The organism is Salmonella sp. SJTUF15591 (assembly GCF_043356435.1).
Taxonomy (GTDB): domain Bacteria; phylum Pseudomonadota; class Gammaproteobacteria; order Enterobacterales; family Enterobacteriaceae; genus Salmonella; species Salmonella enterica.
The window spans coordinates 113,235-125,728 of the sequence record NZ_JBEUJO010000008.1 but is presented as its reverse complement, the minus strand read 5'-3'; the positions used below and the strand labels follow the sequence as shown (position 1 = coordinate 125,728).

The following is a 12,494-nucleotide window of genomic DNA, read 5'->3' as shown; positions in this document are numbered from 1 at the left end:
CAACTAAATGCCAGGCCCATAAGGCTATTTTATTTGCCATTTTGGTCCTGGGCAGTGCTCACAATCCTCACGTACTACGTGTACGTTCCGGTTGTTCCGCGCTGTCCGTGACCAAACTGGCTGCAACAATTACACCTTATGGGCCAGGCAATAAACGCAGAACCTGTCTTATTAAGCTTTCTGACGAAAGTTTAATGGGACAGGTTCCAGATAACTCAACGTATTAGATAGATAAGGAATACCCCCATGTCAGAACGTTTCCCAAATGACGTGGATCCGATCGAAACTCGCGACTGGCTACAGGCGATCGAATCGGTCATCCGTGAAGAAGGTGTTGAGCGCGCTCAGTATCTGATTGACCAACTGCTTTCTGAAGCTCGTAAAGGCGGCGTGAAAGTCGCGGCAGGCGCAGGGGCCAGTAATTACATCAACACTATTGCCGTTGAAGACGAACCGGAATACCCGGGCAATCTGGAGCTGGAACGTCGCATTCGTTCTGCTATCCGCTGGAACGCCATCATGACCGTGCTGCGCGCGTCTAAAAAAGACCTTGAGTTGGGCGGCCACATGGCGTCCTTCCAGTCTTCCGCCACGATCTATGATGTCTGTTTCAACCATTTCTTCCGTGCGCGCAACGAACAGGATGGCGGCGACCTGGTGTACTTCCAGGGCCACATCTCTCCGGGCATCTACGCTCGCGCGTTCCTGGAAGGTCGTCTGACCCAGGAACAGATGGATAACTTCCGTCAGGAAGTTCACGGCAATGGCCTCTCTTCCTATCCGCACCCGAAACTGATGCCGGAATTCTGGCAGTTCCCGACCGTCTCTATGGGGCTGGGCCCAATCGGTGCTATCTACCAGGCGAAATTCCTGAAATATCTGGAACACCGTGGCCTGAAAGATACCTCTAAACAGACCGTTTACGCCTTCCTCGGCGACGGCGAGATGGATGAGCCGGAATCCAAAGGCGCGATCACCATCGCCACCCGTGAAAAACTGGACAACCTGGTCTTTGTTATCAACTGTAACCTGCAGCGTCTTGACGGCCCGGTCACCGGTAACGGCAAGATTGTTAACGAACTGGAAGGCATCTTTGCAGGTGCTGGCTGGAACGTTATTAAAGTCATGTGGGGCGGTCGTTGGGATGAACTGCTGCGTAAAGACACCAGCGGTAAACTGATCCAGCTGATGAACGAAACCGTTGACGGCGACTACCAGACCTTCAAATCCAAAGACGGCGCTTACGTGCGTGAGCACTTCTTCGGTAAATATCCGGAAACCGCCGCGCTGGTGGCCGACTGGACCGATGAGCAGATTTGGGCGCTGAACCGTGGTGGTCACGATCCGAAGAAAGTCTACGCGGCACTGAAAAAAGCGCAGGAAACCAAAGGCAAAGCGACCGTAATCCTGGCCCATACCATTAAAGGTTACGGCATGGGCGACACCGCGGAAGGCAAAAACATCGCTCACCAGGTGAAGAAAATGAACATGGACGGCGTGCGTTACGTCCGCGATCGTTTCAACGTGCCGGTTGCCGATGCTGATCTCGAAAAACTGCCGTACATTACCTTCCCGGAAGGTTCTGAAGAACACAAATACCTGCATGAACGCCGTCAGGCGCTGCATGGCTACCTGCCAAGCCGTCAGCCGAACTTCACCGAGAAGTTAGAGCTGCCTCAACTTTCAGATTTCGGCGCGCTGCTGGAAGAGCAAAGTAAAGAGATTTCCACTACGATCGCTTTCGTGCGTGCCCTGAACGTGATGCTGAAGAACAAGTCGATCAAAGATCGTCTGGTTCCGATCATCGCCGACGAAGCGCGTACTTTCGGTATGGAAGGTCTGTTCCGTCAGATTGGTATCTACAGCCCGAACGGCCAGCAGTACACCCCGCAGGACCGTGAGCAGGTTGCTTACTACAAAGAAGACGAGAAAGGCCAGATTCTGCAGGAAGGGATCAACGAGCTGGGCGCAGGCGCATCCTGGCTGGCTGCGGCGACCTCTTACAGCACCAACGATCTGCCGATGATCCCGTTCTACATCTACTACTCCATGTTCGGGTTCCAGCGTATCGGCGACCTGTGCTGGCAGGCTGGCGACCAGCAGGCTCGCGGCTTCCTGATCGGCGGGACTTCCGGTCGTACTACGCTGAACGGCGAAGGTCTGCAGCACGAAGATGGTCACAGCCATATTCAGTCGCTGACTATCCCGAACTGTATCTCTTACGACCCGGCTTACGCTTACGAAGTGGCTGTCATCATGCATGATGGTCTGGAGCGTATGTACGGTGAGAAACAAGAGAACGTTTACTACTACATCACCACGCTGAACGAAAACTACCATATGCCGGCAATGCCTGCAGGTGCTGAGGAAGGTATCCGTAAAGGTATCTACAAACTCGAAACCGTTGAGGGTAGCAAAGGTAAAGTTCAGCTGCTGGGCTCCGGCTCTATCCTGCGTCACGTCCGTGAAGCAGCGCAGATTCTGGCGAACGACTACGGCGTAGGTTCTGACGTGTATAGCGTCACCTCTTTCACCGAACTGGCGCGCGATGGCCAGGATTGCGAGCGCTGGAACATGCTGCACCCGCTGGAAACCCCGCGCGTACCGTACATCGCTCAGGTGATGAACGACGCTCCGGCTGTAGCATCTACTGACTATATGAAACTGTTCGCCGAGCAGGTTCGTACTTACGTACCGGCTGACGACTATCGCGTACTGGGTACGGATGGCTTCGGTCGTTCCGACAGCCGTGAGAACCTGCGTCACCACTTCGAAGTTGATGCTTCTTATGTGGTTGTCGCAGCGCTGGGCGAACTGGCTAAACGTGGCGAAATCGACAAGAAAGTGGTAGCGGATGCGATTACCAAATTCAACATCGATGCAGATAAAGTTAACCCGCGTCTGGCGTAAGAGGTAAAAGAATAATGGCTATCGAAATCAAAGTACCGGACATCGGGACAGATGAAGTTGAAATCACCGAGATTCTGGTCAAAGTGGGCGACAAAGTGGAAGCTGAACAGTCGCTGATCACCGTAGAAGGCGACAAAGCCTCTATGGAAGTCCCGTCTCCGCAGGCTGGCGTCGTGAAAGAGATCAAAGTCTCTGTCGGCGACAAAACCGAGACCGGTGCACTTATCATGATTTTCGATTCCGCCGACGGTGCAGCCGACGCTGCACCTGCTAAGGCAGAAGAGAAGAAAGAAGCGGCGCCGGCAGCAGCACCTGCTGCGGCAGCGGCGAAAGACGTTCACGTTCCGGATATCGGCAGTGACGAAGTTGAAGTGACTGAAGTGATGGTGAAAGTGGGCGACACCGTTGAAGCTGAACAGTCGCTGATCACCGTCGAAGGCGACAAGGCCTCTATGGAAGTGCCGGCGCCGTTCGCGGGCACCGTGAAAGAGATCAAAGTGAACACCGGTGATAAAGTGTCTACCGGCTCACTGATTATGGTCTTCGAAGTGGCGGGCGCAGCGCCTGCCGCAGCACCAGCGAAAGCGGAAGCCGCTCCGGCTGCGGCTGCTCCAGCAGCAGCGACGGGCGTGAAAGACGTTAACGTACCGGATATCGGCGGCGACGAAGTTGAAGTCACCGAAGTGATGGTCAAAGTCGGCGATAAAGTTGCCGCTGAACAGTCGCTGATCACCGTGGAAGGCGACAAAGCCTCCATGGAAGTGCCTGCGCCGTTCGCGGGCACCGTGAAAGAAATCAAAATCAGCACCGGCGATAAAGTGAAAACCGGTTCTCTGATTATGGTCTTTGAAGTAGAAGGCGCAGCGCCTGCGGCCGCTCCGGCTAAACAGGAAACGGCGGCACCGGCTCCGGCGGCGAAAGCTGAGAAGCCTGCTGCCCCTGCAGCCAAAGCGGAAGGCAAATCTGAGTTCGCTGAAAACGACGCTTACGTTCACGCTACCCCACTGATTCGCCGTCTGGCGCGCGAGTTTGGCGTCAACCTGGCGAAAGTGAAAGGCACCGGTCGTAAAGGCCGTATTCTGCGCGAAGACGTTCAGGCGTACGTGAAAGACGCAATCAAACGCGCGGAAGCTGCGCCGGCTGCTGCGGGCGGCGGTATCCCGGGTATGCTGCCGTGGCCGAAAGTGGACTTCAGCAAGTTTGGTGAAGTTGAAGAAGTGGAACTGGGCCGTATCCAGAAAATCTCTGGCGCGAACCTGAGCCGTAACTGGGTGATGATCCCGCACGTTACGCACTTCGACAAAACCGATATCACCGATCTGGAAGCGTTCCGTAAACAGCAGAACGCCGAAGCTGAGAAGCGTAAACTGGATGTGAAATACACGCCAGTGGTCTTCATCATGAAAGCGGTTGCCGCTGCTCTGGAACAGATGCCGCGCTTCAACAGCTCGCTGTCCGAAGACGGTCAGCGTCTGACCCTGAAGAAATACATCAACATCGGCGTGGCGGTTGATACCCCGAATGGCCTGGTGGTTCCGGTCTTTAAAGACGTGAATAAGAAGAGCGTGACCGAGCTGTCTCGTGAACTGACCACCATCTCCAAAAAAGCGCGTGATGGTAAGCTGACCGCTGGCGAAATGCAGGGTGGTTGCTTCACTATCTCCAGCATCGGCGGCCTGGGAACTACCCACTTCGCGCCGATTGTTAACGCGCCGGAAGTGGCTATCCTCGGCGTTTCTAAGTCGGCGATGGAACCGGTGTGGAATGGGAAAGAGTTTGTGCCGCGTCTGATGATGCCTATCTCTCTTTCCTTCGACCACCGTGTGATCGATGGTGCTGATGGTGCGCGTTTCATTACCATTATCAACAATATGTTGTCTGACATTCGCCGTCTGGTGATGTAATGAAAAAGCCGGCCCGACGGCCGGCTTTTTTTTGATAATCTCATGTATTTTGTGAGGTTATTAGCGAAAGCGATAATTCGTGATCCGTTTGTTGTTTCAAAATTGTTAACAATTTTGTAAGATACGGGCGGATAGAACGACCCGGTGGATGATGGGCGATCAAGTACCCCGGACCGCCGGATACAAATAAAGAGGTCATGATGAGTACTGAAATCAAAACTCAGGTCGTGGTACTTGGGGCGGGCCCGGCAGGCTATTCTGCCGCTTTCCGTTGCGCTGATTTAGGTCTGGAAACCGTAATTGTAGAACGCTACAGCACCCTTGGCGGTGTTTGTCTGAACGTCGGCTGTATCCCTTCTAAAGCGCTGCTGCACGTAGCAAAAGTTATCGAAGAAGCCAAAGCGCTGGCTGAACACGGTATCGTCTTCGGTGAGCCGAAAACCGATATCGACAAGATTCGTACCTGGAAAGAGAAAGTGATCACGCAGCTGACCGGCGGTCTGGCGGGTATGGCCAAAGGCCGTAAAGTGAAAGTGGTCAACGGTCTGGGTAAATTCACCGGGGCGAACACCCTGGAAGTTGAAGGCGAAAACGGCAAAACCGTGATCAACTTCGACAACGCGATCATCGCGGCAGGTTCTCGTCCGATCCAATTACCGTTTATTCCGCATGAAGACCCGCGCGTATGGGATTCTACCGACGCTCTGGAACTGAAAGAAGTACCGAAGCGTATGCTGGTCATGGGCGGCGGTATCATCGGTCTGGAAATGGGTACCGTATACCACGCGCTGGGTTCAGAGATCGACGTGGTTGAAATGTTCGACCAGGTTATCCCGGCGGCTGATAAAGACATCGTTAAAGTCTTCACCAAGCGCATCAGCAAGAAATTCAACCTGATGCTGGAAACCAAAGTGACTGCCGTTGAAGCGAAAGAAGACGGTATCTACGTTTCGATGGAAGGCAAAAAAGCCCCGGCTGAAGCGCAGCGTTATGACGCCGTGCTGGTGGCGATTGGTCGTGTGCCGAACGGTAAAAACCTCGACGCGGGCAAAGCAGGCGTGGAAGTTGACGACCGTGGCTTTATCCGCGTGGACAAACAGCTGCGCACCAACGTGCCGCACATCTTCGCTATCGGCGATATCGTCGGTCAGCCGATGCTGGCGCATAAAGGCGTTCACGAAGGCCACGTTGCCGCTGAAGTTATCGCCGGGAAGAAACACTACTTCGATCCGAAAGTTATCCCGTCTATCGCGTACACCGAGCCAGAAGTGGCATGGGTTGGCCTGACCGAGAAAGAAGCGAAAGAAAAAGGCATCAGCTATGAAACCGCCACCTTCCCGTGGGCAGCTTCTGGCCGTGCTATCGCTTCTGACTGCGCAGACGGTATGACCAAACTGATTTTCGACAAAGAATCTCACCGCGTGATCGGCGGGGCGATTGTCGGTACCAACGGCGGCGAGCTACTGGGTGAAATCGGTCTGGCGATCGAAATGGGCTGTGACGCTGAAGACATCGCGCTGACCATTCATGCTCACCCGACTCTGCACGAGTCCGTCGGTCTGGCTGCTGAAGTGTTCGAAGGTAGTATTACCGACCTGCCGAACCCGAAAGCGAAGAAGAAATAATCTTCTGTAGGTGGCAATGCGCCACTCGATACAAAAAAGCGGCTTTACAGCCGCTTTTTTTATGCATGGCAAATCAGATGTGTCAAATGATGGCGAAGGATAACGAAACCGCAAAATTTATCTTTTCCGCAGCAGTACGTTTTTCAAAGCTTATGCCGTCGGTAGTGCCTTTGTTTGTCATTTTCGACCAACTAATTGTTTCATAAGAAATACCTCTCCTTACTTTGTCATCACCCTGAAATTAGTAACTCTATAAAATAATAGCGAACTAATTATGAGGTTTGATATATGAAACTTTTTCTGACAACAGCAGCGCTAACTGCGACGTTGATTTCCGGCATGGCATTTGCCAGCGATCCCGTCATCCCCTGGGCGACTAACAGCGGCGGTACGGAAAGTACGCATATTGCGGCAATGGGCGAGGATTTGAATGCGCAGCATCAGCAGATCACCCACACGCATGAAGGCGTATGGGCGGCTAATTCCGGCAGCATTCAGGCTGATGAAGCCGCGCTGACCAGCAACAAGCCGCCGGTACAAGGCCACCCGGAATTAATGCCGCATCAGGGCTAATGATCATGGCCTGGCGATAACGCCAGGCGCTTACGGGTTATTCGGCGACCTGCCACTGCGCGTCTGGCGCAAAACGCGTGATAGCCTGAACTTTACTCTCCGTCTCCTTGCCTAAATCCGCCTGATAAATACGATCGTCCTGGTTGACCATAAAACTCATCACCCCGGTTTCGCCGTAATGCATCGGCCAGGCCAGAAGCGCCGCGCCGTGACCGTCGTTATCGCTGATAATACGGAAATGGTAGCCGTGGTAACCCTCGTCTGGCGCTGCGGGACTAAAGTTTGGGCCTAACGGACTGGGGACGTCGCCTGCTTTGGTTGGCCAGTACAGGCCATCTTTTTGGCCTTCGCTACTGATTATCCTGTGCGCCCAGCGATGGTTTTGTAAGTAATAATCCTGCTGCGCATCAACGTAAGCATGCATGGCCTGTAAGGTAGAAAGTTCATTTCGCCCAATAGTACGGGTGAGGATCTCATTCCCGGCTGCCGCCATATCAAAGCGCCAGCCGCCAGTCTCTTTCACCATGGGCACCGGGAGCTGCCAGTCTTCTCGTCCGACATTCAGGTGCGCCGTATTGTCTTTTTGTACAATGCGATGGCCTTCGCGCCAGTCACGATTGAAGCGGGCCACGGCCTCGGGATCGGCACCTTCCGGCGGCAGAAATTGCCGCCAGTCATCGCCCAGTAGCGCGGTAAGCTGCGTTTCGTTTTTTCCGGCTACCGCCGCGGCGAAGGCGCTGGCGGCCGCTTCCGGGGAGGGGAACCGTTCCTGCGCGTAGCCCAGCAAGGGTAACGACAGTAACAGAGCGCTTAACATAACCTTTTTCATTATCTGCTCCGGTTAACGGCGATGAAATTCATGATGTTCAGAAAAATGTTCCCGCGCGGCGGCGCGTTGCTCGGTGTTTAAGTGACTGCCGCGACGGCTTTCCAGGCCGCGTAGCTGTTGCGATTGCCATGACGGCGATCGACTGTCGTTCCCGCTAAACACATTGGCGTGCATATTCTGGCGAAATGCCTGACGCTGTTGCGGCGTAGAGGATTCAATACGCTGGCGGGCGGTGTCTCTCTGCTGTTGTGAAACAGGGTGCTGCTGGGCTTTAGCCTTCAGCTCGGAACGATGCTGCTGCGTGGTGGATTTATTCAGTGTCTGCTGCGCCGCCTCGCGACGACTGCTGTTTTGTGTTCCGTCATAGCCACGGTAATTATTACGCTGGGCAATTTGATTTAACTGCTGCGATGCCGCTTTGCGCTGTCTATCGCGGGATGTCTCGCCTGACAGGTTAGCGGGTGATGTATGGCTGCGCTGTTGGAATTGCGTCATGGCCGCCTGGCGCTGACTGTCGCGAGACACTGGCGCTTGCTGCGTTGCGCTTAACCCGCCGCTAACATTGGTGGGATGGAATCGTTGCGCAACGGTATTATTCGGATAGGGGACGCCATTGCGCCAGGCGGGATTATGCTGCCAGCCCATCGTTTGGCCCGGCAGGTTTTGCCCGGATATCCGGTTGAAATTATTGACATTGATGTTGATATTATCGCCATTATGTTGATAACCGTTACCACCATGATGGTAATCATCATCATGATGGTCGTCGTCATGGTGGTGATGATCGTCGTCATCCCAGTCTATGCTGCTGAACAACGCATAGGTGGTGGCGACGCCCAGACTATAACCAAAACCTTTAACAAAACTGTCGGCAAACTGCTGCCCCGGAGGGGGCGGTAAATACACCGGCGGATAAGCGGTATTGGGCCAGGCGCCATACACCGTCGCGGGGTTATAGTTCGGCACGTACACCACCTGCGGATTCGCGGGTTCAATTTTGATGACGGTCGACGGTGTCGCTGGCGTACTGGCGGATGTGGTGGTGGTTGTTGTCGTGACGGCGGTAGAAGCGCTGGGCTTCGGCACGCTGGTGACGGTTTGCTGCGGCGTTGATTTTAGCGAACCGGTTTGTTGAGCGAGCAGACGCAGCCTTTGCACCGCATCCATCACATCCTGTGGCTGGGCTAAGAACGCATCGCCCAGGTTTTGCACCCATTGCGGATTCTCGCCCATAAGCGCCATCAACTGGGGAAAGGCGACCAGCGATTTGACGCTGGGATCCCACGGTTGGCTGGCCACCGCCTGAATAGCGGCATCGCCCTGCAGCGTGGGGTTATCTCGCGACCACTGGACGGCCTGAACCACGTTCGCCGGGTAGGTGGAGGCCATGAGCACCTGCGAAAGCAGGGCATCGGGATAAAGCGCGACAGGCGCGACCCATTGATCGATTTGCGCAGTGGTAAAGGTCGTTTTCGCGACAGGCGCGGGCACAGCGGTCTGCGTTTGCTCAGGGGCGGGAGCTGCCGCCTGCGCGGGCGCTTCGGGAGCGCGGCTTTTAACATACAGTACGCCCGAAGCGGCAAATAACCCGGCACTGCACACAAGGGCAATGAGATGGGGTTTAAAGGGCAACGTCATTTTATCTCTCCCGATTCCAGAGAATCGCTATGGTCATTATGCCTGCCGCCGACGGGGTGCAGTTTCGCGTGAGTATAAAGGGACGATAGTTTAATTTTTAGCTAATGTTGGGATCGATAACGTTACGTGACGATCAAAGCACGAAATGAGGTAAGCATTTATGGCTGCAGCTCCCGTCTCAGTAGAGCATTAGACCATCCTTAACGATTCAGCCACTTTTTTATGTTGCTTTTTTGTAAACAGATTAACACTTAAAGAAAATCCTGTTATTGTGCCTTATGCGGTACCGGGCATTTACCCTACTAACTACTGTCTCACAGGAGCGTGAAGAGAATCGCCCATCAACAAAAGCGCCGCATTATGACAATGAGAGCGAGGAGATATCGTCGTGCTAGAAGAATACCGTAAGCACGTAGCTGAGCGTGCTGCCCAGGGGATTGTGCCAAAACCTTTAGACGCAAACCAAATGGCTGCGCTTGTCGAGCTGCTGAAGACCCCGCCTGTGGGCGAAGAAGAATTCCTGTTAGACCTGTTGATCAACCGCGTTCCTCCTGGCGTAGATGAAGCCGCTTATGTTAAAGCCGGTTTTCTCGCTGCTGTCGCGAAAGGCGACACCACCTCTCCGCTGGTCTCCCCAGAAAAAGCCATTGAACTGCTGGGCACCATGCAGGGTGGTTACAACATTCATCCGCTGATTGATGCGCTGGACGATGCGAAACTGGCGCCGATTGCGGCCAAAGCACTGTCCCACACCCTGCTGATGTTCGATAACTTCTACGACGTAGAAGAGAAAGCCAAAGCGGGCAATGAATACGCCAAACAGGTGATGCAATCCTGGGCCGACGCCGAATGGTTCCTGAGCCGTCCGCCGCTGGCGGAAAAAATCACCGTCACCGTTTTCAAAGTGACCGGCGAAACGAATACCGACGATCTCTCTCCGGCGCCGGATGCGTGGTCGAGACCGGATATCCCGTTACATGCGCAGGCGATGCTGAAAAACGCCCGTGAAGGCATTGAGCCGGATCAGCCAGGCGTTGTCGGCCCCATCAAACAAATCGAAGCATTGCAGAAAAAAGGCTACCCGCTGGCCTACGTGGGCGACGTGGTGGGCACCGGTTCTTCCCGTAAATCCGCGACCAACTCCGTGCTGTGGTTCATGGGCGATGACATCCCGAACGTGCCGAACAAGCGCGGCGGCGGCCTGTGCCTCGGTGGCAAAATTGCGCCTATCTTCTTTAACACTATGGAAGATGCGGGCGCACTGCCAATCGAAGTTGACGTTTCTAACCTGAATATGGGCGATGTGATTGACGTCTACCCGTACAAAGGCGAAGTGCGCAATCATGAAACCGGCGAGCTACTGGCAACCTTCGAACTGAAAACCGACGTGCTGATCGACGAAGTGCGTGCCGGTGGTCGTATTCCGCTGATTATCGGCCGTGGCCTGACCACCAAAGCGCGTGAAGCGCTGGGGCTGCCGCACTCAGACGTTTTCCGTCAGGCAAAAGACGTGGCGGAAAGCAGCCGTGGCTTCTCGCTGGCGCAGAAAATGGTCGGTCGCGCCTGCGGCGTGAAAGGTATCCGTCCGGGCGCGTACTGCGAACCGAAAATGACCTCCGTCGGTTCTCAGGATACTACTGGCCCGATGACCCGCGATGAGCTGAAAGACCTGGCCTGTCTGGGATTCTCCGCCGATCTGGTCATGCAGTCGTTCTGTCACACCGCAGCCTATCCGAAGCCGGTTGACGTCACCACGCACCACACGCTGCCAGACTTCATTATGAACCGTGGCGGTGTCTCCCTGCGTCCGGGCGACGGCGTGATCCACTCCTGGCTGAACCGTATGCTGCTGCCGGATACCGTCGGTACCGGCGGTGACTCCCATACCCGTTTCCCGATTGGTATCTCTTTCCCGGCGGGTTCTGGTCTGGTGGCGTTTGCCGCCGCGACCGGCGTGATGCCGCTGGATATGCCGGAATCCGTGCTGGTGCGTTTCAAAGGCAAAATGCAGCCGGGCATCACCCTGCGCGATCTGGTCCACGCCATTCCGCTGTACGCCATCAAACAGGGCCTGCTGACCGTTGAGAAGAAAGGCAAGAAAAACATCTTCTCTGGCCGCATCCTGGAAATTGAAGGTCTGCCGGATCTGAAAGTGGAGCAGGCGTTTGAGCTGACCGATGCTTCTGCCGAGCGTTCCGCTGCCGGTTGTACCATCAAGCTGAACAAAGAGCCGATTGTTGAATACCTGACCTCCAACATCGTCCTGCTGAAGTGGATGATCGCCGAAGGCTACGGCGACCGCCGTACGCTGGAACGTCGTATCCAGGGCATGGAAAAATGGCTGGCGGACCCGCAGCTGCTGGAAGCCGATGCTGACGCAGAGTACGCGGCGGTGATCGACATCGATCTGGCGGATATCAAAGAGCCAATCCTGTGTGCGCCGAACGATCCGGACGACGCGCGTCTGCTGTCTGATGTGCAGGGCGAGAAGATCGACGAAGTGTTCATCGGCTCCTGCATGACCAACATCGGCCACTTCCGCGCCGCTGGTAAGCTGCTGGATGCGCACAAAGGCCAGCTGCCGACCCGCCTGTGGGTGGCGCCGCCAACCCGTATGGACGCCGCGCAGCTGACCGAAGAAGGTTACTACAGCGTGTTCGGTAAGAGCGGCGCGCGTATCGAAATCCCGGGTTGTTCCCTGTGCATGGGTAACCAGGCGCGTGTGGCTGACGGTGCGACGGTCGTCTCGACTTCAACCCGTAACTTCCCGAACCGTTTAGGTACCGGTGCGAACGTTTTCCTGGCCTCTGCGGAGCTGGCGGCCGTTGCGGCGCTGATCGGCAAACTGCCAACGCCGGAAGAGTACCAGACCTACGTGGCGCAGGTGGATAAAACAGCGGTAGATACCTACCGTTATCTGAACTTCGACCAGCTTTCTCAGTACACCGAGAAAGCAGATGGCGTGATTTTCCAGACTGCGGTGTAAAAGTGACTGGCCCGGATTTCCGGGCCAGT

The 12,494-nt window shown here is 55.1% G+C and carries 7 protein-coding genes; 5 read left to right on the top strand and 2 right to left on the bottom strand.

Translation table 11 applies throughout. From position 1 onward, the window contains the following. The first annotated feature begins 246 nt into the window (after window positions 1-246). The 4 genes from aceE to ABVM99_RS18325 all read left to right on the top strand — a co-directional run bounded on the left by aceE (window position 247) and on the right by ABVM99_RS18325 (window position 7,012). Window positions 247-2,910 (top strand): pyruvate dehydrogenase (acetyl-transferring), homodimeric type, encoded by a 2,664-nt coding sequence (aceE, locus tag ABVM99_RS18340; RefSeq protein WP_023195289.1) that lies wholly within the window; start codon window positions 247-249, stop codon window positions 2,908-2,910. 14 nt (window positions 2,911-2,924) lie between these two features. Then, on the top strand, window positions 2,925-4,814 hold the full coding sequence (gene aceF, locus ABVM99_RS18335) for a pyruvate dehydrogenase complex dihydrolipoyllysine-residue acetyltransferase (protein ID WP_023195290.1): 1,890 nt from the start codon (window positions 2,925-2,927) through the stop codon (window positions 4,812-4,814). A gap of 200 nt (window positions 4,815-5,014) precedes the next feature. Further along, a complete protein-coding gene (lpdA, locus tag ABVM99_RS18330) occupies window positions 5,015-6,439 on the top strand; it encodes a dihydrolipoyl dehydrogenase (protein WP_001537804.1) in 1,425 nt (474 codons plus the stop codon). A 288-nt stretch (window positions 6,440-6,727) separates the two neighbouring features. Continuing rightward, window positions 6,728-7,012 (top strand): outer membrane protein, encoded by a 285-nt coding sequence (locus ABVM99_RS18325; protein WP_000765363.1) that lies wholly within the window; start codon window positions 6,728-6,730, stop codon window positions 7,010-7,012. 37 nt (window positions 7,013-7,049) lie between these two features. Here the strand turns inward: ABVM99_RS18325 and ABVM99_RS18320 are convergent, their stop codons facing one another. Then, window positions 7,050-7,841 carry a DUF2950 family protein gene (locus ABVM99_RS18320; RefSeq protein ID WP_000757452.1) on the bottom strand — a complete coding sequence of 264 codons (792 nt, stop codon included), beginning with the start codon at window positions 7,839-7,841 and terminating at the stop codon, window positions 7,050-7,052. A 12-nt stretch (window positions 7,842-7,853) separates the two neighbouring features. Beyond that, window positions 7,854-9,479: a DUF3300 domain-containing protein gene (locus tag ABVM99_RS18315; protein WP_023195291.1), complete on the bottom strand. Its 1,626-nt coding sequence runs from the start codon at window positions 9,477-9,479 to the stop codon at window positions 7,854-7,856. A gap of 388 nt (window positions 9,480-9,867) precedes the next feature. Here ABVM99_RS18315 and acnB point away from each other — a divergent pair, with 388 nt between their 5' ends. Continuing rightward, a complete protein-coding gene (gene acnB, locus ABVM99_RS18310) occupies window positions 9,868-12,465 on the top strand; it encodes a bifunctional aconitate hydratase 2/2-methylisocitrate dehydratase (protein ID WP_393927152.1) in 2,598 nt (865 codons plus the stop codon). Window positions 12,466-12,494 lie beyond the last annotated feature (29 nt).